This is a genomic window from Sphingomonas sp. P2_B6 (assembly GCF_056404755.1).
In genome coordinates this window covers 436,108-457,834 of record NZ_JBFUDK010000004.1, presented here as the reverse complement: position 1 = coordinate 457,834, position 21,727 = coordinate 436,108, and the positions used below count along the sequence as shown (strand labels likewise).

Here is a 21,727-nt window from a genome sequence, read left to right as displayed (position 1 = left end):
CCCGGACGACCCGGATCGCGCAGCGCCTGCTCCCCGCCCGCCCGCACCGCATTGCGCCACCGGTACAGCAGATTATCCCTGATCCCCAACTCGAGCGACAAGGCTGACACCCGCTCGCCCGACTCAATCCGACCCAAAACCCACAGCTTGAACCCCCGGTCGTGCCGTCGTCGATGGTCCTTCGACATTCTTGCCCTCCATCCAGAGAGCTCTCTCTTATTTCATGTCTCAGTCTAGGGGGTCATTCCAGGGCGCGGGCGCGCGATAACAGGGTGACTGTGTCGATGCCGAAACTGAGAAAGAGCCGGGTGGTGCGACGAGAAGCGCCACGCCCGACGAGGATCTGCCACAAGAAACCGGCACATTGAATCGAGGCGCGATATCGACCTCGATCGACCCGTGCGGTTACTCCTCGGTGCGCACCAGCACTGCTTCGCCGATCAGGAAGAACAGGAGGAACGGCGCCCAGGCGGCGAGAAAGGGCGGGTAGGCGCCCAGATTGCCCATCGCGAGGGCGAAATTGTCGGCCACGAAATAGGTGAAGCCGAGCATCATGCCGATGACGGCACGAAGGAACAGCTTGCCCGACCGCGCGAGGCCGAACGCCGCCACCGCGCCGAGCAGCGGCATCAGCACTGAAGACAATGGCCCGGAAAGCTTGTGCCACAACGAACCCTCGAGCGCCTTGGTCGGACGACCGGCATCGGACAGGTCCGATATCGCCGAACTCAGTGCGCTGAACGACAGTCCGTCGGGATCGACCGTCGACAAGGTGAACTGATCGGGGCGCACCCCTTTTGCGACGGTGATCGTGCCAAGCGCCGTCTTCTTGCCGCTCTTCACGTCGAAACGGCTCGCGGAGTCGATCTGCCAGGCGTCGCCAGCGCGCTTGCCGGTCGGGGCGCTGATGATGCCGATCAGGTTGCCGCCCTGGCGATCATATAAAGTGATGTTGGCAAGCGTAGCCGCGTTGCCCCGCCCCCGGATCTGACCGACCTCGATAAGATCGTCGCCGTCACGCACCCAGACGTTCGAGCGGTCGCCGCGGTCAATCGGCACGGGTGCATATTCCGCCTTCTGCCACTGATCGAGCGTGCCCGTCGCTCGGGCGACGATTCGGTCGTTGAAGGTGAAGGAAATGAGGGCCACGCCCAGGCTGGCGACGATCAGCGGCGCCAGCACCTGATGCGCCGACAGGCCCGATGCCTTGAGCGCGACGATCTCGCTGTTCTGGTTCAGCGTCGTGAGGGTGATGATCGTGCCGAGCAGCACCGAGAAGGGCAGGAAGCGCGCGATGATCTCCGGCGTGCGCAGGCTGACATAGCGCCAGATCTCCGCATCGCCATTGCCGGCATAGGCGAGGATTCGTCCCGACTCACTGAGCAGATCAAGCGACTGAAGCACGAGCACCAGGGCGGCGAGGATCGCGAAGGTGCGCACCAGGAACATGCGGCCCATGTACAGCGACACGGTGCGCGAGGGAAAAAGCTGCAACGCGATCATGTCGTAGCCGCCTCTTCCTCTTGAGTCTTGGGTCTGGCGCCGGGCAGCCAGCGACCGACCAGCTTGCCGGCCTTGGAGAAGACGCGTTCGAGCGCGCCGATCGGCTGACCGCCGGGCACATAGGCGATGGTATAGTACATCCAGAAAATCAGCGCCGCGAAGATGATGAAGGGTCCCCACAGGGCAATCAGCGGGTCGACCTTGCCCATCCCGCCAACGTCCCGGGCATATTCGTTCACCTTGTGATAGGTGACGAGCATCACGATCGACAGGAAGACGCCCAGCGCGGACGTCGATCTCTTGGGCGGCACGCCAAGCGACAGCGCCAGAAGCGGCAGCAGGAACATCGTCGCCACTTCCACCACGCGGAAATGGAAGGCGGCACGGCTGGTATCGCGCAATTCCTCGGGCGCGGCACGATTGCCGCCGATCCGCGCCAGTTCGGGCAGGGTCAGCTCGTTCCTGCCCTCCCGATTCCGGAAATTCTCGTATTTTGGCAGTGCGATCGGCAGGTCGTGAAGGCTGAAGGTGAGCACGCGCGGTGTCGCGACACCCGGTTCGTTGCGCACCAGCGTACCGTTGGTCAGGCGGAAGACGATCTCGTCGGGATTGTCCGTCGCGAAGAACTGTCCGTGATCCGCCGTCACCGCATAGTCGCCGCCCTTCTTGTCGACCATGTGCACGAAGATGCCCGACAGCTTGCGACCCTGTTCGCGGCTCTGCTCGATGCGGATCGTCATCTTGTCGCCGAAATGCGTGAATTCGCCGACCTTGATCGACGCCCCCAGGGCGCCGGTGCGCAGCTCGAAGCGCAGCTTCTCATAGGCGTAGCGCGCATCCGGCTGCACGAAGCCGACGATCGCCAAATTCACGATGGCAAGCCCGATCGTGTACATGAAAGGCACCCGCAAGAGGCGCGTATAGCTCATGCCCACGGCGCGGAGCACGTCGAGTTCGGAGGTGGTGGCAAGCTTGCGAAAGGCGAGCAGGATGCCGAGCATCAGGCCGATCGGAATGCCGAGCCCCAGATATTCCGGCAGGAGATTGGCCAGCATCTTCCACACGACGGCGACCGGTCCGCCCTCGGTAGCGACGAAATCGAAGAGCTTCAGCATGCGATCGAGTACCAGCAGCATCGCGGAGATGATGAGGGTCGAAAACAGCGGCACCGCGATCAGCCGGGCCATGTAGCGGTCAATGGACTTCATGGAGCTAGCGGCGACGGCCTTTGCGAGAGGGCAGGGTAAACACGCCCGGTCGGGCGGCTATATCGGGGGAGGGGCGCGGCGTCAGCTACCAAATCACTCTGCGGCGATACTGGTGGATTCGATGCCGCGCGGCGCGGCCACCGCCGCGGCGATCGCGCGCTCGAGCCCGGAGATGGTGAACGGCTTGCGCAGCACATGCTGGCCGCCAAACGCCGCTTCGCTCGCCTCGCCGGCAAAGCCGGTGACGTAGAGGACCGCGACATGGGCATAATCGTCGGCCAGCGACGCGATCAGTTCGGGGCCGGTCTGCGTCGGCATCAGCACATCAGTGACGATCAGGTCGATGCTGCCCATCCGGTCGAGCAGGGCCCGCGCGAGCAGGGGATCGTCGCAGGCGAGCGGACGGTGGCCCAGTTCGGCCAGCGCGGCCATGGTCGCGCCGAGCACGCGCGGGTCGTCCTCGACGACCAATATGTCCAGCGATGCCGCCGCCGCGACATCGACCAGCTCCTCGCGCTGCGCCTCGACGATGGCGGCGCCGATATGGCGCGGCAGATAGAGCGTGACGGTCGTGCCCTGGCCGGGTTCGGACGCGATGCCGATCTCTCCATCGGCCTGGCGGACAAAGGCGAAGATCTGGCTGAGGCCGAGGCCGGTGCCCTTGCCGACGGGCTTGGTGGTGAAGAAGGGCTCGAAAACCCGCTCCAGCACCTCGGGCGACATGCCGCAGCCGGAATCGGTCACCGCGATCGTCACATAGTCGCCGGCCGGGCAGGTGCCGACCTGCTCGGCGGCGAGCACAGTGCGGGCGGTGGTGATGGTCAGCCGGCCCCGGCCCTCCATGGCGTCGCGCGCATTGACTGCCAGGTTCAAAAGGACATTTTCGAGCTGGTAGCGATCAGCCCGAATCTGCCAGCCATCGCCGGCGTCATGGGTAGTCACGGTAATGGCGTCGCCCAGCGTCCGGTCGAGCAGGTCGGACATGCCCGCGACGAGCGGACCAGGCTCGATCGGTTCGACTTTCAGCGCTTCCTCGCGCGAGAAGGCAAGCAGGCGCCGGGTCAGCGCGGCGGCGCGGTTGGCGCCTTCCATGGCATTGTCGATATGGCGCCTGACCTGGACATCATCGGCGACATTGCGGCGCGCCAGTTCGAGTCCGCCGAGAACGACTGCCAGCATATTGTTGAAATCATGAGCGATGCCGCCGGTAAGCTGGCCGACCGCCTCCATCTTCTGGACCTGGCGGAGCCGCGCTTCCTTTTCGAGCAATTGGGCCGTCGCCTTGGCGACCGCCTCCTCCAGATCCTCTGCGCGCTCGCGTTCCGTCTCGGCTTCGGCATTGGCGATGGCGCGTTCGCCCAGCGCACGCACCGTCATCCAGCCCAGCACGATCGCGCCGAGCACGATGAGGATGCCGAACCCGCCCAGCACCCGGGCGACGCGGGTCGATTGGGCGACTGAACGCAACGCCTCGCCCGTGCGCGCGTCCAGCACGGTGCGCTCGCGGTCGATGATCTGATCGAGCAGGCTGTTGATCTGGCCCAGCGAGGCCGCCTCGCGTGCCTGGTAATAGCGCGCCAGCGCCTGGTCGTTCTTGTGATAATTGGTGCTGAGCGCGATCAGCGCCAATTCCCGCCCACGCACCTTATACGCCTGCTGCAGACCATCAGTCAGCTTCTGCTGATCGGGGTTGTCGCCGGTCACCCGATCCAGCTTGGCGATCTGCCCGCCCGCGACGCGCCATTCGTCGTAAAAGCGGCGGCCGAGCGACTTGTCGCCGCTGATGACGTAGCGGCCGAGCGACGCTTCCGCCCCTGAAATGGTGCCCGACAGCGTGCGCGCCAGAATCATCACTTCGAAGCTGTGAGTCTGCAGGCGCAGCGCCCGGTCGCGCTGGCCATTGGCACTGTTGAGCGTCAGCATCAGGGCGACAAGCACCAACGCACCCAGCAGCCCCATCACGACAAGCATGATGACCCGCCAGGCGCCTCCAGGCTCCTCGGGAGCCACGGCGTCGCCTTCGTTCCCGCTCATTGGCCGCGATTCTACCCGCAAGCGCGACTCCTGAAAAGCCGCCGCATTTTCGGCTCAGCTTATCGCGCCGGTGGCCTGTCCCGCGGACCTGAACATCCCGATGATCGTTTCGATCTGTTCGGCGCTGTGTTCGGCGCAGACCGAGCAGCGCAGCAGATAGGTGCCGGCGGGCGTCGCGGGGGGACGCGCCATGTTCACATAGAGCCCGCCTTCGAGCAGCGCCTGCCACATCGCGACTGCCTGGGTCTGATCCTCCAGGATCACCGCGACGATCGCCGATTCCGGCGTGGCGGTGCCGAGCCTGAAGCCCATTTCGGTCAGGCCCCCGTGCAGCCGCTTGCTGTTCTCCCACAGGTGCGCGCGCTTGTTATGGGCGTGCATCAGCTTGCGGATCGAGGTCGCGGCGGTCGCGACGACCGAGGGGGGGAGCGAGGCGGTGAAGATATAGGGGCGGCTGACGAAGCGCATGATCTCGAACTTCGGATGGTTCGAGACGCAGAAGCCGCCGACTGTGCCGACCGACTTGGAGAAGGTGCCGACGACGAAATCGACCTGGTCCTCAAGGCCCTGGTCCTCATAGACGCCGCGCCCATTGGGGCCGAAAAAGCCCATCGAATGCGCTTCGTCGACCAGCACCATGGCGCCGTGCTTTTTCGAGACGGCGACCATTTCCTTGAGCGGGGCGATGTCGCCCATCATCGAATAAACGCCTTCTAGCACCACCAGCTTGCCCGGCTCCGGCGGCAGGCGGCCGAGGCGCTTGTCAAGATCCTCGACGGAATTGTGGCGGAAACGCACGATCTCGGCATTGCCCATGGCGCAGCCGTCATAGATCGAGGCGTGGCTGTCGGCGTCGAGGATGATGTACTCGCCCTTGCCGGCCAGCGCGGAGATCATGCCGAGATTGGCCTGATAGCCGGTCGAGAAGACGATCGCGCCGGTGGTGCCGTAGAATTCGCGCAGCGCCGCCTCGACATCGGCATGGTCGCGGAAGGTGCCGTTGAACACGCGGCTGCCATTGGTGCCCGAGCCATATTGGTCGAGCGCGTCCTTGCCGGCCTGGATGACGTCGGGATCGAACGTCATGCCCATATAATTATAGGTGCCGAGCAGGATCGTCTCCTTGCCCTTGATGATCGCGACGGTCGGCGACTTCACTTCGTCCATCACGATCGCGAAGGGATCGCGCACGCCGGTGTCGAGCAGCGCCTGGCGCTCGGCGATCAGCGGGTCGTATTTGGTGAACAGGTCGCGCTCGGGCGCGATGACGGGCGGGTCGATCGGTGGCGCGTCGGCAGTTTGGGCGGAATCGGTCATCGGGTCAGGCTTTCAGCTTCATCACCGCATCGACGAGCTGACCGACCGTCTCGATCTCGGCCTGCATGTTCATCGTGATGATGATCTCGAATTCGTCCTCGATCGCCGCGACGAAATCCATCACCGTCAGGCTGTCCCACTCCAGATCGCCCTGGAAGGTGGTCGCGTCGGAGAGCGCGACACCCTTTTTGTTGAAGGGTTCGATCAGCCCGGTGACGGTGTCGAAAACGTGTGCGCGGTCAGTCAAGACATGTCCTTCGAAGAGTGGAGCCGAGCCCTGCCAAGAAAATGCGGCGGCTTTCTGACGATCCTATAGCAGCCCCGAACGGCGATGCCACCGGGCGGTCACATTGGGGTTCGGTATGAGGTTAGCCCGGCACTCTTCATCCTGTTTATCTAGGGGGCAGACGGCAACGGGGAGCTGGACCGCCAGGACTTTACCCGATTGTGGAAGATCCCCAGTCGAAACCAACCTGCATCTCGGCTTCCCTTGGCGCGCCATCAGCACCAACGGCAGGCAGGAAGCGGGCATCTTCCCTCAGCGACCGACATGCCTCAGGTCGTTGAGGCACTTTGCCGGTTTGCTTTATGAGATTGCATTGCTTGACCAAGCCATCGCGACCGACCGTGATCCTGAATTCGGCACTTCCAGGGGAGCTATCCTCCGTCTGAAACGGATTGAACGGTGTCGGCGCTCCGTCATAATTCCCGACAAAATCAAGTAGTCGCGGAACCGTCGATGCATCGAGCTTGTGATATACTCGCTTACTGGAGCCCTTCCTTTCGGTGCGAAGAAAGGCGGGGGCCTTCAGGCATTTTTCACTGAACTCGGCTGGTGAGGTGCGGTCAGGAACAGCATTGACGAGCATTTTTCGCTGTCCTTTCAACCATATCTCGAAATTGCGCGTTTTCTCATAGAGGTCGACGAAATCGACATCGACCGAGATGTCCATTCGGCCCGCAGGGTTTGACCGAAAGCCAGCGCGATCTCCGACAAACCAGGTATCGCCGACTTTGAGAAGCGCCGCTTCGCGCATGTAGGTTGGCCGCGAATCTCCCGCCTCCTCAAGCCTGAAGTCAGTTCGGCTTTGTCGCCGCGCGTCGATAAACAAATCGCCGACCCTCATCGATTCCGTTGAATGGGACGCCATCAGGAGATCGGGATCCGGTTTGGATTCGCCAAGCTCGATTACCATGAAAACCTCCCCGCTGGCTGAAGACAGCATGGCTTCCTTGGTCTTGATAAGTTCTTGGCCAGGAATCTTTATTTCACAGTGAAACGAGCAGGGGTTGTCCCGCTGGATGGTCCTGTCGGGCTTCGTGTCGTTATCGCGGGTTGGCACTATTTCAATCCTGGCCGAGGCGTGGTCTTGAGCGGATGCGAGGCCGCCAAATGGTATCCCGCACCAGAGCGCCACGCACATCATCGCTCGGAAAGGACAAGCTTGCCTCCGCGGTTCAATCATCACCGGTAAGCCCTATTTGCGTAAATTGATCCATGGCCGATGATCCCGCGCCAGCTCCCATTAGCCTGGACGTGCCCGACTATGGGCTCGCGCGCTAGAGCAGGCCGTTCGCGCGGTACCAGGCGGCAGTGGCGGCAAGGCCGCGCGGCGTCGGTACCTCGGGCTGCCAGAGCGAAGGGGCGGGGCGGCGCGCGGGATCGATCGTCCAGTCGGGGTGCGAGAGATAGCCGACCCGATCGGCGGTGAGCTTCGCCTTCGGGCCGCGGAACAGCCCGTCGCCCTTTGCCGCGAGCGACAGCAGCGCCTTGGGCAGCGCAAGGGGCAGCACGCGCTGACCGACCGCCGCGCCGATCGCGCGGGCGAACGCATCGTGAGTCCAGCCGCCCTCGACGCCGTCATCGGCCTCCAGGATCACGCGCCCCGGATCGGTCGCGACCAAGGCGAGCAGCAGCCGCGCGAAATCGCCGACTTCGATCACCGAAATCCTGCCCGGCGGCGGCAGCAGCGCGAGGCCGCGCTTCGCCAGGCGGAACATGTCGCGCATTTCCATGTCGCCCGGGCCGTAGATCGCGGTGGGGCGGACGATGGTCCAGTCGAGCGAGGAGGCCTCGACGACATGCTCGGCGCCGGCTTTCGACCAGCCATAGGCGGACAGAGAGGGCTCGCGGGCGGCGAGGGAAGACACGTGGATGAAGCGGCGGGCGCCGGCGCCGGTCGCGGCATCGACCACTGCCTGGGTGCCCGCGATATTGCCGGCGGCAAAGCCGTCGCGGTCAGGCGCATTCACCACGCCCGCGACATGGATCACCGCGTCGGCGCCGCGCACCAGGCTGGTCAGCGCCATGCCCGTGTCGAGCGCGCCGGAGACCCAGGTGACGCGCGGCATGTCGGGCTGCGGGCGGCGGGTGAGGGCGCGGACTTCGTGCCCGGTCTCTACCGCCAATTCGATCAGTTTCTTGCCGACGAATCCGGTGCCCCCGGTGATGGCTAACAGCATGAGGTAATCTCCCCAACCGTTTGCCCTGAGCTTGTCGAAGGGCTGCTCTTCTTCGGCCGGGCAAACAGAAAGGACAGGGCTTCGACAAGCTCAGCCCGAACGGGGTGAGGGGCGAGCTTATTCACAGCAGCGCCATATGGTTGCGGTGGACCAGCGCGGCGCGCGGCGCATAGCCGAGGATCGCGGCGAGCGCGTCGCTGCGGCGGCCGATGATCTTGCCCGCATCGGGCGCGTCATATTCGGCGAGCCCGCGCGCGATGGGCTTTCCGTCCGGCCCGCAGATCGCGACGAGGTCGCCGCGCCGGAATGTGCCCTCGATCCGCACCGCGCCGGCGGCGAGCAGGCTCTTGCCGCCGAGCAGTGCCTTCATCGCGCCGGCATCGATATGGATTTCGCCCTTGGCGGTCAGGCCGCCCGCCAGCCAGGCCTTCCGCGCGGGCGCGGTCTTTTCGGCGACGAACACGGTGCCGCGGCCGGTCTGCGCGAAGGTCGCGAGCGGGCTGGTCTGGTGGCCGGAGACGATGGCGAGATGCGCGCCCGCGGCGGTGGCGATGCGGGCGGCGGCGATTTTCGACACCATGCCGCCCGACCCCATGCCCGAGCCGGAACCGCGATCGGCCATCGCCTCGATCCTGGCGTCGATCCGCTCGACCCGGTTGATCATGATCGCGTCTGGATTGGTGGTCGGGTTGGAATCGTACAGGCCATCGACGTCGGACAGCAGGATCACGCCCTGCGCGCCCGCCGCCTGGCCGACCCGGGCAGCGAGCCGGTCATTGTCGCCGAAGCGGATTTCCTCGGTCGCGACGCTGTCATTCTCGTTGATCACCGGCACCACGCCCAGCGCGAGCAGCCGGCTGAGCGTGGCGGCGGCGTTGAGATAGCGGCGGCGATCCTCGAGATCGTCGAGCGTGATGAGGATCTGCGCCGCGGTCAGCCCCTCGGCGCCGAGCAGTTCCGCCCAGACCTGGCTCAGCGCGATCTGGCCGGTCGCGGCGGCAGCCTGCGCGTCCTCCAGGCTGGCGCGCCCGCCCTTGGGCAGCTTCAACCGGCGCGCGCCGAGCGCGATCGCGCCGGAGGAGACCACGGCGATCTCCTGGCCGGCCTTTGCGCGCGCGGCGATGTCGGCGACGAGGCTGGACAGCCACTCGCGTCGCACCGTGCCGTCAGGCGCGACCAGCAATGCCGAGCCGACCTTGACGATCAGGCGGGGGCATCTGGCCGGGGAGAAGGAGAGCGGGGCGCTGGTCATCGCTCAAGCGCTTAGCGACGGTTGCGCCCGCAATCCACCGGCACGTCACACGATCGACGGGCGCCCGATATCGCTGCGATGCCCGGTCGGCGTAGCGGCGAGCCGCGCCACGATCGCGTCGCGCGTCTCTTCGTCGCCGGCGCGGATTTCGCCGAGCTCGACGGCAGTGAGCAGCACGACCGGCACGATGCGCACGGGCGACAAGGGCATGTCCTCGATCAGCGTGGCGAAATCGGGAGCGGGGCCGCCGATGAGAATGCCGATCGCATCGTCCGCGGTGACGAAATCCTCGGGCAGCTGGTTTCCGATCGCGTGGGACGAGGAGACACCGGGCACCTCCATCGACAACACACCATAGCTTTCGAGCTGCCGCTCGATCCCGCCGGCGCCGGCCACCGTGCCGGCGACATTCTGAAGCAGCTCGAGCATCCAGCTCCGCGCGAGCGGGGATATGTCGCCTGGCGTGCCGGCGAGGTCGGCGGGCAGATCGGCGCTTTCCACGAACAGTTCCAGGTTGAAGCCGTTGGTGTCGCCGCCCCGGTCACCCGCGTCGTCGAATGGATCGGAGAGGCCGTCGGTCGCGATCAGGATCGATCCGTTCGCCCGGCGGATCACCCGATAGGCCTGGCGCGTGGTCGGCCAGGCGGGGCCGCCCATCAGGCCCGGGCTGACGAGATGCGTGAGGACGTCGCTCTCGACGGCGCCGACCGTTGCCCAGAACGCGTCCCGCCGTGCCGCCGAGCGCTGAAACGTGTCGGGCTCGACCGGCTCGGGTTCCACCGCGATTTCGGAGTCGACGGCTATGGGGTCGGCAATCGCTTCAGGTGTAGCAGGCGCTTCGGTAGCGACGAGTGCCGGCTGCGATGGAGCGGGCGCGCGGCCGAACAGTTTCCGGATCAGATCGAAAAGCGCCATGTCCACATCTCCGTTCGGTTTCCAGGGCGACGGCCCCGAATCGCTACGGCGTGATCGCGCGGATATGCTTCACAGCGGTGACCATTCGATCGTATCTTCCGCCCCGTCGTCGCGCACCGGCGCCGTTTCGGCCGGGCCGATCGCTTCGAGTAGCCGGTCGAGCACTGCTTCCAGCCCTTCGCCGCCCGCGCCCGACATGGGCAGGACGTCCGCCTTGCTGGCGCGCTTGAGCTTGGTGATCAGCTTCTTGGCATCGGCGGGCTCGATCGCATCGACCTTGTTGAGGCCGATCACCTGGGGCTTGTCGATCAGGCCGGCGCCATAGGCGTCGAGCTCGCCGCGCACGATGCGATAATTGCCGACCGGATCCTCCTCGGTCGCGTCGACGAGATGGAGCAGCACCTTGCAGCGCTCGATATGGCCGAGGAAGCGGTCACCGATGCCGGCGCCGTCCGCCGCGCCTTCGATCAGGCCGGGGATGTCGGCCACGACGAACTCGCGATTGTGGCGGCTGACTACGCCGAGCTGCGGCCGGACGGTGGTGAAGGGATAATCGCCGACCTTGGCCTTGGCATTGGTGACGGCATTGATGAAGGTCGATTTGCCGGCATTGGGCAGGCCGACCAGCCCGGCATCGGCAAGCAGCTTCAGCCGCAGCCAGACCCAGGCCTCTTCCGAGGGCCAGCCCGTGCCGTGCTGGCGCGGGGTGCGATTGGTCGAGGTCTTGTAGCTGGCATTGCCGCGCCCGCCATCGCCGCCGCGCAGGAACACTTCGCGCTGGCCCGCCACGGTGAAGTCGGCGAGCACTTCCTCCTTGTCCTCGGACAGGATCTGGGTGCCGACGGGGACCTTGATCACCAGATCCTCGCCGCCCGCCCCGGTCATGTTCTGGCCGGAGCCGCCATGGCCGCGCGGCGCCCGGAAATGCTGGGTGTAGCGGAAGTCGATCAGCGTATTGAGACCGGCGACCGCCTCGAAGATGATGTCGCCGCCCTTGCCGCCATTGCCGCCGTTCGGGCCGCCATATTCGATGAACTTCTCACGCCGGAAGGCGACGGCGCCGGGGCCGCCCGCGCCCGAGCGGACGAAGATCTTTGCTTGGTCAAGAAAATGCATGGCCGCTCTCTAGCGGAAATCGTAATTTTATCCAGTACGGGCGTGGATCAGGCGTTTTCGCTCTTGTGCGACGCCATCAGCGCATTGGTGGCGAGCTCGCGCGCCTTTTCCCGGGGCAGGCCGAGCGCCTTCGCCATCGGACCGCCGAGTAGCGCGTCGCCCAGCGCGGTCAGCACCAGCTGGAGCGTTTCCTCATGGATCGTCATGCGGCTGGCCTCATGGTCCTCGGACAATTCCTCGACGAGGTTGTGGATCGCCTCGAGGATCGGATCGAGCGCATTCTGGTTGCCGGTCAGGATCATCCAGCTCGCCATCGCGCCCGCGCCACGGGCGAAGGCGTCGAAGGTCATGTCGACCACTTCGCGCGGATTCTGGTCGGTCTCGCGCGCGCGCTTTGCCGCGGCGCCGATCTGTGCGGTGATCTTGTCGGCGAGATGCTTGATCAGCGCGCGTTGCAGATCCCCGGCCGAGCCGAAATGATGGAGCAGATTGGCATGGGTCCGCCCGATCCGCGCCGCGACCGCCTTGAGCGTCACGGCCTGCGGCCCTTCCTCGACCAGCAGCGCGCGTGCCGCCTCGATCGCGGCATCGCGTGATTCTTCCGGGCTAAGGCGTTTGCGAATTATTGACACTAGTGTAAGTAAAGCCTATTGACAGTCTTGTAAGCGACCCATTTCCCTACCCTGTTCGGAGGTTTTCGTGGCGAAAGCAACCACTCCCGGTGACCTGACGATCACGCCACGCGATCGCCGCTTCGGCCGCGAGACGCGGATGGGGCGCTGGTGGCTCAACAACGACCCTTATGCCACGGCCTTCTACAACGCGCTGTCGGTGACGTTTCCGCGCGGCGAGGCCTTTTTCGTGGAGAGCGTCCGCGCGTTTCGCGACGGCACGCCGCCCAAGCTGTCGGGCGAGATCCAGGCGTTCATCAAGCAGGAAGTGATGCATACGCGCGAGCATGTCGCGTTCAACCGCCATGTCGTCGACCAGGGTTATGACATCGCCGGGCTGGAGGCGCGGGTGCAGAAGGGGCTCGACCTGACCAAGGGGCGCCCGCCGATCGCCAATCTGACCGCGACGATGGTGCTCGAGCATTTCACCGCGATCATCGCGCACGAACTGCTCGCCAATCCGCGCCATCTCGCCGGCGGCGAGGAGGAATTCGCCAATCTGTGGCGCTGGCATGCCGCCGAGGAGATCGAGCACAAGGGCGTCGCCTATGACACCTGGCTGCATGCGACGCGGAACTGGAGCGAATGGCAGCGCTTCAAGGTGAAGGCGCTGGTGATGCTTCGCGTCACCGCCAATTTCACGCGCGGACGGACGCGCGGCATGCTCGACCTGCTCGCGCAGGACGGGCTGACAGGTCCCAAGGTGTGGGCGAAGATGTTCTGGTACGCGTTCGGCCGGCCCGGCATGGCGCGCAAGATCGCGGGGCAATGGCTCGCTTTCTTTCTGCCGAGCTTCCATCCGTGGAACCATGACGATCGCAAGCTGATCGGCATGTACGAGAGCGAGTATGAAGCGGCGGTGCTGCCGCGCGAGACGGTCGCGGCCTGAAGGGGAGGGCCGGCGAACCGGCCCTCCGCCTGTCGTTACCAGGTCACGCCGACACGGGCGTAGAGGTAGCGGCCGTTAAACCCGAACGGCGAGTAATAGGGAAAGCCGACCAGGCCCGTGCTGTTGAGAAGAGTCCCGCGGGACGAGGCGAGCTTCACATAGTCCGGATAGGTGTCGAACAGATTGTTCGCGCCTACCGCCAGGTTGACGTTGCGGATCACCTGATAGCGCGCCTCCAGATCGAACACCGCATGGCGCCCGGTATGAATGTCGTCCTCGGCAAAGCCGGTGCTGCTCGGCTGGGTCACGTCACCATAATAGGATCCGCGTGCGGTGACGCCGAGATCGTCGAGCGACCAGTCGACCGTGCCGACGACCTTGGTGCGCGGCGTACCCTGCTCGAACGAGATGATCCGCTGGCGGCTGAAGATCGGCAGCGTGACGCTGGTCGCGCCGCTGGTGATCGTCGCCGGCGCGGGGGCGCGCGTGATCTTGATGTCGTTGAAATTGCCGGCGGCCGTCAGATCGAACGTTCCGATGCCATCGGTCTTCACGCGATAATGGGCGACCACGTCGATGCCCTTGGTGGTCGAGCGGATGCCGTTGAGGAAGAAGCGGCCGGCGGTGACGCCATAGGGCTGGAGCAGCGACACGACCACCGCGCCGCTGAGATTCTCCGACAGCGCGATCTGATCGCGCACCTTGATCTGATAGGCGTCGACCGACAGGTCGAACCCGCCCGAACGGACGACGAGACCGGCCGAGAAGTTCGTCGCCTTTTCCGGACGCAGCGGCTTGCCGCCGAGAGCGGAGCCGACGGGGCTGATCGACGGGAACAGGCCCGTCTCCACGATGTTGCCGTTGCTCAGCACCGAGGCGGTCGAGGTGAAATATTGCTGCTGCAGCGAGGGCGCGCGGAAGCCGGTGGAGGCAGTGCCGCGGATCGCAATCCAGGGCGCGAACTCGTAGCGCGCGCTGACCTTGCCGTTCACCGTCTCGCCGAAATCCGAATAGCTCTCACCGCGAACGGCCGCGCCGATCGTCAGCTGCTGGACCGGGTGTGCCTCGATATCGAGATAGCCGGAGACGTTGGACCGATGGGCATCGACCCGGTTCGACGGCTGGAAGCCGGGAAAGCCCTGGGCGCCGGAGCCGAGCGTTGGTAGCACGGGGGTGGGAGAGCCCGGATTGCGGTCATGGGACGCCGGGTCGCCGGCCCCGATCTGGAAACCTTCACGGCGGAATTCTCCTCCGCCCGCGATGTTGATGGTGCCCTCGCCCAGCGGCAATTCCCTGGACACGTCGAGGCCGCCAACGATCTGGTCGTAGGTCAACTGGCCATCATAGAATTCCCGGGCGGAGCTCGCGCCGTAGGTCGCGTTGCCGGAATTGCGGGTGTAGAATGTCAGCTTGTTCCGGCCGTAGGACAGATTCAGGTCGACCTTCCAGCCGGAGATCTCGCCGCGCAGGCCTTCAGTGAGTGTCACATCCTCCGACTTGACGTTGATCAGCGGGGTGAAGCCGTCTGGATAGAGGCTGGCGAGGGCGGTCGCGCTGAGATTGTTGTCGGTGCCGCCATTGATGCGCGGGGTGGCCGCGCTGGTGCTGTTGCGATGCTGATAGCCGCCGAACCCATAAAACTCCCAGCCGCTATCGCCCAGGCCGTAGCCGGCATTGGCATAGATGCTGTACTGCTCCACCTCCGGGTCGCCGAAACGCGAACGCACCCGGATCGGCGTCTTGCGCGGATCGAAATCGCCGCGGCTGGTGGCGTTGCGGTTCAGATATTCGGCGGAGAGCGTGAGGAAGCCCTGCGGCCCCAGGGCGAGGCCCTGCCATCCGGAGACGGTGACGGTCTCCCCGTCATGCTCGTTGCGCTGCCCGCGCGCGGTCTGCACGTCCGTGATATACTGGCCATAGGTCACGGTCGCGCCGCCGCCGCTGCGCGCTTCGCGCAGGCGGAGATTGACCACGCCGGCGATCGCGTCGGAGCCATATTGTGCGGCGGCACCGTCACGCAGCACTTCGATCCGGTCGAGCGCGACCGACGGGATGGTGTTGAGATCGACCGCCGCGGAGCCGCGACCCACCGAGCCATTGGTGTTGAGCAGCGCCGAGGTATGCGCGCGCACGCCGTTGATCAGCACCAGCGTCTGGTCGGGTGAGAGCCCGCGCAAGGTGGCGGGGCGGATCGAATCGGTGCCGTCCACGGCGGACGAGCGCGGAAAGTCGATCGAGGGCACGACCGCCGAGAGCGCGGCGCCGAGTTCGGTCGTGCCCTGGCGCTGCAGCGTCGCGTTGGTCAGCACATCGACAGGCGAGGCGCTGTCGAAGCGCGAGCGGCCGGCAGTGCGGGTGCCGGTGACGACGATATCGCCCTGGTCGACCGGTGCGGCGGCGTCAGTCGAGTCGGCGGGTGCGGATACCTCCTGCGCGGCGGCCATCGAGCCATGGGTGAGAGCAATGGCGGATACGGCCAGGGCCAGAGCGGATCGCGACGTCATGGATGGAAACCCCTTTATTTTGTTTCCCGATCCGTAATCTGGCCAAAGGTTGCGCCACGGATCAGCAGGTTACCATAATCCTCCCGTTCGATAGGAATTGATGCGAAGAAATCATTTTCGCATCTAAAGCCGGTGCCGAAAACGGACTTGTCCTCTCCCTTGGTCGGGGAGAGGACTGGTCATGCCGCCATCTTCACGTCGCACATTCGGTCCCCGTCCACCTCCGGGTCGAGGTCGAGCGTGAACACGGCGCACGGTACGTCGACGCCGCGCGCGCGCGAATGGCGCGGCACGATATCGCCGGTAGGCCGGAAGCCGAGCTTGTAAAGCACCCGGCCGGAGGCTGGGTTGTCGACGAAATGCCCGGCGCGGATGTGCTTCACGCCGAGCGCGTGGCGCCCCATCTGCAGCACGATGCGCCCGGCCTCGGTCGCATAGCCGCGGCCCCAGGCCGAGGGGGTCAGCCAATAGCCGAGCTCCCAGGCATCGTCCTCCACCCACATCCCGATCGTGCCGACGATGCGCGGATACTCCGCCTCATGGCTGAGGATCATGAAACGCGCGTCGTCGGCCGCGCGGGGGCGGGCGAGGAATTCCTCGGCGTCGGCGAGCGTATAGGGCCAGGGCGCGCGCGCCAGGTTGGCGACCACCGCTTCATGCGCGATCGCCTGTGTCAGCGCCGGGGCATCCTCGGGCCAGCCCGGGCGCAGCGTCAATCTTGCAGTCCGAGCGAACATTTTACTCTCCTCGTCGGTCGCATTGCCGCTCGCACGCCGGGATGACGCGGGAACGACAATGGGTGGGGAGGGAGCATGAAAAAAGGGAGCCGGGGCGACCCGTCTCCCTTTTTCGGTTCTCTTGCGAAAACCCGGGTCGCCCAAGTGGGCAACCCGAACGGTTACCCGTGTTATTCGGCGGCAGCCGCCATAATCTCTACCGAGCAGAACTTGCGGCCGAGCTTGCCTTCCTTGAACGACACGCGGCCGTCCACGAGGGCGAACAGGGTATGGTCCTTGCCCATACCGACATTGACGCCCGGGTAGAACTTCGTGCCGCGCTGACGCACCAGGATGTTGCCCGGAACGACGGATTCGCCACCGAACTTCTTCACGCCGAGACGACGGCCGGCCGAATCGCGACCGTTGCGCGAGGAGCCGCCTGCTTTCTTATGTGCCATCTAAACTACTCCTTACGCCTGAGCGGCCGGGGCTTCGCCCTCAGCTGCTGCGGGGGCTGCGTCAGCCTTCTTCGCCTTGGCTTTCTTTTCCTGCTCGCCGATGGCGAGGATCTTCAGGATCGTGTGCTGCTGGCGATGGCCGTTCTTGCGGCGATAATTGTGGCGACGCTTCTTCTTGAAGATGATGACCTTGTCGGCCTTCGCCTGGGCGATGATCTCGGCGGAGACCGTCAGGCCCTCGACCGACTTCAGCTCCGACCCTTCGCCTGCAAGCAGGACGTCAGCGAGCGTGATCGACGCTCCCGCTTCGCCGTCGAGCTTCTCGACGACGATCTTGTCTCCAGCGGCAACGCGATATTGCTTGCCGCCTGTGCGCACGATTGCGAACATGGCCCTCATCACTTTCAAAATGCATATGCCCGCTCAGGCAAGCCCGGCGGGGGAAGGGGCGCAGCTAAGGGAGGCAGGCGATTCTGTCAACGCCGAATTGCCCTTCCGCCGGTCAGCGGGGCCGCGCCCGGACGATATAGGCGCTCGAGCGCGAGTCGTCCACGCACCCCTCGCCGTCAGAGGACGGCCGCCTGGCGATATTGCACGAAGGAAAGGACGTTCCCGTCCGGGTCGCGGACATGGAAGTCGGTGCCACCCCAGGCCTGTTTGACCAGCCTCTGTGGGAATATGACGCCGCGGGCATCGAACTCCTCGAAAAGTGCCTTGATATTGCCCGTCTCGATCGTCGCCAGGATGAGCGAGCCTTCGTGTGCCGCCAGCTCGGCAAAATTGGGCTGGTGAACGAATCGCAGATGCAGACACGCGCCGTCGCGCGAAACGGCGCCGTAGAATGGCGGATTGCCGTGGAGGAAATCCACCGCGAAGCCGAGCTTCTCTTCGAACCAGGTCGCCGCCGCCGAGACGTCGCGCACGAACAGGATGGGGGTGATGGCCTTCAGGACCGGGGGCCCAGGCTCAGTCCGTGGTTGGAATGGGCTGCTCAAGCCCGCCTTGAGCGCGGCCCAGGTCGGGAAGCCGGCTTCGACTGCGACGACCTCCTGCGCGAGGGTGAGTGGCAGCGGCATGTCGAGCGCTTCGCGATCGGTGAGGCGGCTGAAGCGCTCCAGCAGGCGCAGCTTGCCGCCCACGGAATAATTGCCCTCGCGGTGCCAGCGCAGCAGCAGCTTGGCGTGCTTGCGATAGGCTTGCAGGGCGGGATCAGGGGAATCGGACATAGGCAGGCTCCGGCTGAGAACGTCAGCGGGCGGGCCTTGCCCTTTCGGCACCATGCCGATGCACCCCGGTGGAGCAATGCGAAACTAGATTCTGTGCCGGCCGCCTGTCAATCGGCTGCAGGCTCAGTGCTTGTGCTCGCGGCGCAGCTGATAGCGTCCGTCGGCGAAATCGGTGAACAGGTCCGAGATCGCCGGATGATCGATCGGCTCGTCGGTGTCGTCAGCCACCAGATTCTGCTGGCTGACATAAGCGACGTAACTCGACTCCATGTTCTCGGCGAGCAGATGGTAGAAGGGCTGATCCTTGCGCGGCCGGATATTCTCCGGGATCGCCTCATACCATTCGGCGCTGTTGGCGAAGATGGGATCGACGTCGAAGATCACCCCGCGGAAATCGAACATGCGATGCCGCACGACGTCGCCGATGGCGAAGCGCGCATGAGAGACGGGCGGCAGGGGAATCGTCGCATCGAAGGGGTGAGCGGGGATATGGGCACGAGGCATGATGTCAATCTAAGGACTCTTTTGCGCTGCACAAGCGGATTGCCCGCGAAGCGGTGCTTGTGCGACGTTTAGCTTTGCGTTAGAGGCGCGCGCTCTTCGACCGGCACCCCTTGCTTTCATTGGCCCGGGTTGCTTGCAAAGACCTCTGCGGAGAGGTGCCAGAGTGGTCGATTGGGACGGTCTCGAAAACCGTTGTGCCCTCACGGGTACCGTGGGTTCGAATCCCACCCTCTCCGCCACGAGGCCCCCCAAAAGGGGGCCATGCCGGGCTATCGGTATCGAGTTTTTCCTCCTGAAACCGATGCTTAGTCGATCAGTTCACCACGGCCGTTCGTGTCCTTCCGGCGAATTTCGGAGACTCAAACATAGCCAAGCCGCGGACCAGGCCCCGCGCGGCTCGATTACCGGCTACGCGACCTCCATGTCACCACAAGGCATTTCAAGAGGTTTCGGCCGCGCGGGGATCGACCATGACGCGCAACACGCGCAACTGCAGTGCTTCCAGTGATTCCTGACGCTCGGCGATAGCGGCGTCGGTGAGCCGGGCGTCCCGAAATTCTTCGAGCGTCGTTCCACGCAAGTCGGCGACTTCGCGTTCGAGGCGGTCGATTCGGTCGTTCGACACCGACAGTTCGACCAGCAATGCCAGTGCGATCGCCAACACCCGTTCGGTTTCGACATTGTCGAGGCTCGTCGGACGGGCGCCCCGGCCCGCTGCGATCACCGCATGGATCGCATCCGTGGCGCTCGTCATGCGGCAACCAGCGGCTTGCGGCCGCTGATCACGTACCAGCGGTTGAGATTGCTTACAGCGGCGACGTTATGTTCAGCGACATCGGCAGCGGCGAAACCAGCGGACAGCATATCGGCCTCGAGGTCTGACTCGGTATAGGTCTGCCAGAATATCTCGCCATTGAAGCGGGTGTCCCAGTTCTTCTCGACGCGGTGGACATCGCTCGGCGCGAAGCGGGTGTCGACGTCCTGGAAGATCACCAGCCCGCCCGGCCGCACCACGCGCAGCGCCTCGGCCATGGCGCGGCGGCGTTTGTCGGCGCCGATTTCATGCAGCATGTTATGCGAGACGACGAGGTCGAAATGATCGTCGGGATATTTCAGGTCGGCGGCGTCCATCTGGCTGAAATGCACTGCCACATCGAGCGCTTCGGCGCGAGCGTGCGCATAGCGGAGCATGCCGGCGCCGATGTCGATCGCATGCACTTCGGCGTCGGGGAAGCGATCGGCATAGGCGGCGGAAGCTGCGCCGGCCGAGCAGCCGAGATCGAGGATGCGCTTCGGTTCGAATCCGGCGAATGTCTCGTCGAGCAGGCGGAAGATGACGCCTGCCTTGCTGTCGCTCTTGCCGGCGCCCTGGCCGAAGGAGAACACGTTGCCGCCGGTTTCGTAAAAGGCACCGGCGACGACGTCGTCGGGCCCGTCATCGCGGGCATAGCCGCCAGGCTGGAGATGGACGTCAGTGCCGGCCAGTTCGGGAGAGGGATCATAGGACGGGTCGAGCGTCAGGCTGCCCTTGCGGTCGGGGGAGGTCGCGAGATCTCGCGCGGCCGCCTGCATCCGGTCGCGATCGCGGAAGATCGGTTCGCCGACCGAGACCCAGATCATCTCCTGGGCGGCGCGATTGGCGGCGCTCCACAGGCGGTAGCCGGGGGATTCGAACAAAGCGGCCGAGATGTCGTCCGGCGACTGCGGCTGGCGCTGGTGGCGCGCGGCGAAGGCGGGCGCACCCTCGTCATGAAACCGGCGGACATTTTCCGAACGGACGCGGGCGTTGAGCAACTTGCGCAGCGACACCACGGCGCGCTGGCGGCTCAACTCCTCGGCCGTGGCGCGCGGCAGGACGGGGTGCTGCACGTCCCGGACGTTCATGGCCTTGGTCATCACGTTGCCTCCTCGATGAATTCGATCAGTTCGCCCGCCGGCCCGCGTACCGTGCAGGCGAGCCGCCCGTCATAGCCGGGGCCGTCGCGCCGCACCGGCGGCGTGATCGCGAGCGGGGCGATCCGGTCCATCGCGACCGTCGCGATGCTGGCCATCGCGCAGCCCGGCGGGAGCATGCCCGGCGCGCAGGGGCGCGGCCCGGCGATCAGGCCGGGGCCCGGGGGATATTCGTCGAATTCGAACAGATAGCCATGATCGCGCAGGCCCGCCGTGGTCATCCGCGTCACCGTGTCGGGGGAGAGGCCCTGGGCGGTCTGCACCAGCGAAATCCGGCTGTCGCGCAACGGGCGGCGCTTGAGATCGAACAGGTCGCAATACCAGTTGCGGAGCGCGTCGAAGTCCGGTCCCGCCACGACCAGGATGAAGGGGCGATCGATCAGCGAGCGCGGTTGCGGTAGGATCGAGGTAGTGCGGTCGCCGCTTTCCATGGTGAAATAGAGGCATTCGCCGGATGGGCCGACGGCCTGCATCGCGACGATCGAGGGCATGAACTGCAGCGGCCGGGGCTCGCCGATGATGGTGAAAGCGGAGGCTTTGAGGCGATCGTGCACTTCGTAGACATCGTCGACGATGATCTCGAACGCGGCCCAGCCATAGGTGGTCAGGGCGCGGTATCGCGACACGGGAACAACCTCCACGAGGCGGAGATAATCGTCGCTGGCGCCGGCGGTGCTGAGGGTATGACAACGTTGTCCAGCCATGGCGGGGGTGCCCCAGCTGGCGGCGAGATCGGGAGCGATCGTGCCGCTGTCGCGGACGATGTAGCCGAGCGCGGCATAGTCGGCGACGCAGCCGTCCAGATCGGGGGTGGCGACCGTGGCGAAGCGGAACCGCGTCAGCAGCGGATCGCCGTCCGAAGTCCAGTCGGTCATGTCCGCATGCTCTTCATGAGCAGCAGATTATCACCAATTACACTTATTTCTATATCAAATGAGCGTTTCGTGGCAAAAGCATCGAGATGCTTGCGAAACCCGCAGATTCCCGACCTTTTC

The 21,727-nt window shown here is 65.2% G+C and carries 22 protein-coding genes and 1 tRNA gene; 2 read left to right on the top strand and 21 right to left on the bottom strand.

The genetic code is table 11. From position 1 onward, the window contains the following. The 12 genes from AC1DX5_RS08845 to AC1DX5_RS08790 form a co-directional block, all read right to left on the bottom strand. Window positions 1–188: transposase (locus AC1DX5_RS08845; protein ID WP_478014039.1), on the bottom strand; the 188-nt coding region annotated here is incomplete at its 3' end. A 217-nt stretch (window positions 189–405) separates the two neighbouring features. Continuing rightward, on the bottom strand, window positions 406–1,503 hold the full coding sequence (gene lptG / locus AC1DX5_RS08840; protein WP_465169480.1) for an LPS export ABC transporter permease LptG: 1,098 nt from the start codon (window positions 1,501–1,503) through the stop codon (window positions 406–408). Further along, window positions 1,500–2,711, bottom strand: a complete 1,212-nt coding sequence (gene lptF / locus AC1DX5_RS08835; RefSeq protein ID WP_465169479.1) for an LPS export ABC transporter permease LptF — start codon at window positions 2,709–2,711, stop codon at window positions 1,500–1,502. The genes lptG and lptF overlap by 4 nt, the downstream gene beginning before the upstream one ends. Window positions 2,712–2,804: 93 nt before the next feature. Beyond that, window positions 2,805–4,745 carry an ATP-binding protein gene (locus AC1DX5_RS08830; RefSeq protein ID WP_478014892.1) on the bottom strand — a complete coding sequence of 647 codons (1,941 nt, stop codon included), beginning with the start codon at window positions 4,743–4,745 and terminating at the stop codon, window positions 2,805–2,807. A 54-nt stretch (window positions 4,746–4,799) separates the two neighbouring features. Further along, window positions 4,800–6,062, bottom strand: a complete 1,263-nt coding sequence (gene spt, locus AC1DX5_RS08825; protein WP_478014890.1) for a serine palmitoyltransferase — start codon at window positions 6,060–6,062, stop codon at window positions 4,800–4,802. A 4-nt stretch (window positions 6,063–6,066) separates the two neighbouring features. Continuing rightward, window positions 6,067–6,309 (bottom strand): acyl carrier protein, encoded by a 243-nt coding sequence (locus AC1DX5_RS08820; protein ID WP_478014889.1) that lies wholly within the window; start codon window positions 6,307–6,309, stop codon window positions 6,067–6,069. 190 nt (window positions 6,310–6,499) lie between these two features. Then, window positions 6,500–7,405 carry a hypothetical protein gene (locus AC1DX5_RS08815; RefSeq protein WP_478014887.1) on the bottom strand — a complete coding sequence of 302 codons (906 nt, stop codon included), beginning with the start codon at window positions 7,403–7,405 and terminating at the stop codon, window positions 6,500–6,502. A 217-nt stretch (window positions 7,406–7,622) separates the two neighbouring features. Further along, window positions 7,623–8,525: an NAD-dependent epimerase/dehydratase family protein gene (locus AC1DX5_RS08810; RefSeq protein WP_478014885.1), complete on the bottom strand. Its 903-nt coding sequence runs from the start codon at window positions 8,523–8,525 to the stop codon at window positions 7,623–7,625. A gap of 121 nt (window positions 8,526–8,646) precedes the next feature. Continuing rightward, entirely contained in the window at window positions 8,647–9,777 is a 1,131-nt protein-coding gene (proB, locus tag AC1DX5_RS08805) for a glutamate 5-kinase (RefSeq protein ID WP_465177086.1), read from the bottom strand. A 45-nt stretch (window positions 9,778–9,822) separates the two neighbouring features. Further along, window positions 9,823–10,692, bottom strand: a complete 870-nt coding sequence (locus AC1DX5_RS08800) for a hypothetical protein (protein WP_478014883.1) — start codon at window positions 10,690–10,692, stop codon at window positions 9,823–9,825. A gap of 69 nt (window positions 10,693–10,761) precedes the next feature. Continuing rightward, the gene (gene obgE / locus AC1DX5_RS08795; RefSeq protein WP_465169471.1) at window positions 10,762–11,808 is read right to left on the bottom strand and encodes a GTPase ObgE; all 1,047 of its coding nucleotides are present in this window, start codon (window positions 11,806–11,808) and stop codon (window positions 10,762–10,764) included. 47 nt (window positions 11,809–11,855) lie between these two features. After that, a complete protein-coding gene (locus AC1DX5_RS08790; protein ID WP_465169470.1) occupies window positions 11,856–12,440 on the bottom strand; it encodes a TetR/AcrR family transcriptional regulator in 585 nt (194 codons plus the stop codon). Between the two features lie 67 nt (window positions 12,441–12,507). Between AC1DX5_RS08790 and AC1DX5_RS08785 the strand changes: the two genes are divergently transcribed. Next, window positions 12,508–13,368: a metal-dependent hydrolase gene (locus tag AC1DX5_RS08785; RefSeq protein ID WP_465169469.1), complete on the top strand. Its 861-nt coding sequence runs from the start codon at window positions 12,508–12,510 to the stop codon at window positions 13,366–13,368. Between the two features lie 35 nt (window positions 13,369–13,403). Here the strand turns inward: AC1DX5_RS08785 and AC1DX5_RS08780 are convergent, their stop codons facing one another. The 6 genes from AC1DX5_RS08780 to hspQ all read right to left on the bottom strand — a co-directional run bounded on the left by AC1DX5_RS08780 (window position 13,404) and on the right by hspQ (window position 18,779). Continuing rightward, the gene (locus AC1DX5_RS08780; protein ID WP_478014881.1) at window positions 13,404–15,872 is read right to left on the bottom strand and encodes a TonB-dependent receptor plug domain-containing protein; all 2,469 of its coding nucleotides are present in this window, start codon (window positions 15,870–15,872) and stop codon (window positions 13,404–13,406) included. Between the two features lie 179 nt (window positions 15,873–16,051). Then, window positions 16,052–16,609, bottom strand: coding sequence for a GNAT family N-acetyltransferase (locus AC1DX5_RS08775; RefSeq protein WP_478014879.1), 558 nt, complete (start codon window positions 16,607–16,609; stop codon window positions 16,052–16,054). A 170-nt stretch (window positions 16,610–16,779) separates the two neighbouring features. Further along, window positions 16,780–17,049 carry a 50S ribosomal protein L27 gene (gene rpmA / locus AC1DX5_RS08770; protein ID WP_465169466.1) on the bottom strand — a complete coding sequence of 90 codons (270 nt, stop codon included), beginning with the start codon at window positions 17,047–17,049 and terminating at the stop codon, window positions 16,780–16,782. 12 nt (window positions 17,050–17,061) lie between these two features. Next, on the bottom strand, window positions 17,062–17,439 hold the full coding sequence (rplU, locus tag AC1DX5_RS08765) for a 50S ribosomal protein L21 (protein ID WP_465173954.1): 378 nt from the start codon (window positions 17,437–17,439) through the stop codon (window positions 17,062–17,064). A 176-nt stretch (window positions 17,440–17,615) separates the two neighbouring features. Beyond that, window positions 17,616–18,275, bottom strand: a complete 660-nt coding sequence (locus tag AC1DX5_RS08760; RefSeq protein ID WP_478014877.1) for a glyoxalase superfamily protein — start codon at window positions 18,273–18,275, stop codon at window positions 17,616–17,618. Between the two features lie 123 nt (window positions 18,276–18,398). Beyond that, on the bottom strand, window positions 18,399–18,779 hold the full coding sequence (hspQ, locus tag AC1DX5_RS08755; RefSeq protein ID WP_465169464.1) for a heat shock protein HspQ: 381 nt from the start codon (window positions 18,777–18,779) through the stop codon (window positions 18,399–18,401). 149 nt (window positions 18,780–18,928) lie between these two features. On the opposite strand from hspQ, the gene AC1DX5_RS08750 reads away from it, so the two are divergent. Continuing rightward, window positions 18,929–19,018: transfer RNA gene (locus tag AC1DX5_RS08750), tRNA-Ser, on the top strand. A gap of 200 nt (window positions 19,019–19,218) precedes the next feature. Here AC1DX5_RS08750 and AC1DX5_RS08745 read toward each other — a convergent pair. The 3 genes from AC1DX5_RS08745 to AC1DX5_RS08735 are packed head-to-tail and all read right to left on the bottom strand — an operon-like array spanning window position 19,219 to window position 21,607. Next, window positions 19,219–19,533, bottom strand: coding sequence for a hypothetical protein (locus tag AC1DX5_RS08745; protein WP_465169463.1), 315 nt, complete (start codon window positions 19,531–19,533; stop codon window positions 19,219–19,221). Beyond that, the gene (locus tag AC1DX5_RS08740; RefSeq protein WP_465169462.1) at window positions 19,530–20,675 is read right to left on the bottom strand and encodes a class I SAM-dependent methyltransferase; all 1,146 of its coding nucleotides are present in this window, start codon (window positions 20,673–20,675) and stop codon (window positions 19,530–19,532) included. The genes AC1DX5_RS08745 and AC1DX5_RS08740 overlap by 4 nt, the downstream gene beginning before the upstream one ends. Further along, window positions 20,675–21,607, bottom strand: coding sequence for a VOC family protein (locus AC1DX5_RS08735; protein ID WP_465169461.1), 933 nt, complete (start codon window positions 21,605–21,607; stop codon window positions 20,675–20,677). Before AC1DX5_RS08735 ends, AC1DX5_RS08740 begins: the two co-directional genes overlap by 1 nt. Between the last annotated feature and the right edge of the window lie 120 nt (window positions 21,608–21,727).

Coding starts and splice junctions, on each gene's coding strand:
- lptG (WP_465169480.1), bottom strand. CDS start 1,503: ATGATCGCGTTGCAGCTTTTTCCCTCGCGCACCGTGTCGCTGTACATG.
- lptF (WP_465169479.1), bottom strand. CDS start 2,711: ATGAAGTCCATTGACCGCTACATGGCCCGGCTGATCGCGGTGCCGCTG.
- AC1DX5_RS08830 (WP_478014892.1), bottom strand. CDS start 4,745: ATGAGCGGGAACGAAGGCGACGCCGTGGCTCCCGAGGAGCCTGGAGGC.
- spt (WP_478014890.1), bottom strand. CDS start 6,062: ATGACCGATTCCGCCCAAACTGCCGACGCGCCACCGATCGACCCGCCC.
- AC1DX5_RS08810 (WP_478014885.1), bottom strand. CDS start 8,525: ATGCTGTTAGCCATCACCGGGGGCACCGGATTCGTCGGCAAGAAACTG.
- proB (WP_465177086.1), bottom strand. CDS start 9,777: ATGACCAGCGCCCCGCTCTCCTTCTCCCCGGCCAGATGCCCCCGCCTG.
- AC1DX5_RS08800 (WP_478014883.1), bottom strand. CDS start 10,692: ATGGCGCTTTTCGATCTGATCCGGAAACTGTTCGGCCGCGCGCCCGCT.
- obgE (WP_465169471.1), bottom strand. CDS start 11,808: ATGCATTTTCTTGACCAAGCAAAGATCTTCGTCCGCTCGGGCGCGGGC.
- AC1DX5_RS08780 (WP_478014881.1), bottom strand. CDS start 15,872: ATGACGTCGCGATCCGCTCTGGCCCTGGCCGTATCCGCCATTGCTCTC.
- AC1DX5_RS08775 (WP_478014879.1), bottom strand. CDS start 16,609: ATGTTCGCTCGGACTGCAAGATTGACGCTGCGCCCGGGCTGGCCCGAG.
- rpmA (WP_465169466.1), bottom strand. CDS start 17,049: ATGGCACATAAGAAAGCAGGCGGCTCCTCGCGCAACGGTCGCGATTCG.
- rplU (WP_465173954.1), bottom strand. CDS start 17,439: ATGTTCGCAATCGTGCGCACAGGCGGCAAGCAATATCGCGTTGCCGCT.
- AC1DX5_RS08760 (WP_478014877.1), bottom strand. CDS start 18,275: ATGTCCGATTCCCCTGATCCCGCCCTGCAAGCCTATCGCAAGCACGCC.
- hspQ (WP_465169464.1), bottom strand. CDS start 18,779: ATGCCTCGTGCCCATATCCCCGCTCACCCCTTCGATGCGACGATTCCC.
- AC1DX5_RS08745 (WP_465169463.1), bottom strand. CDS start 19,533: ATGACGAGCGCCACGGATGCGATCCATGCGGTGATCGCAGCGGGCCGG.
- AC1DX5_RS08740 (WP_465169462.1), bottom strand. CDS start 20,675: ATGACCAAGGCCATGAACGTCCGGGACGTGCAGCACCCCGTCCTGCCG.
- AC1DX5_RS08735 (WP_465169461.1), bottom strand. CDS start 21,607: ATGACCGACTGGACTTCGGACGGCGATCCGCTGCTGACGCGGTTCCGC.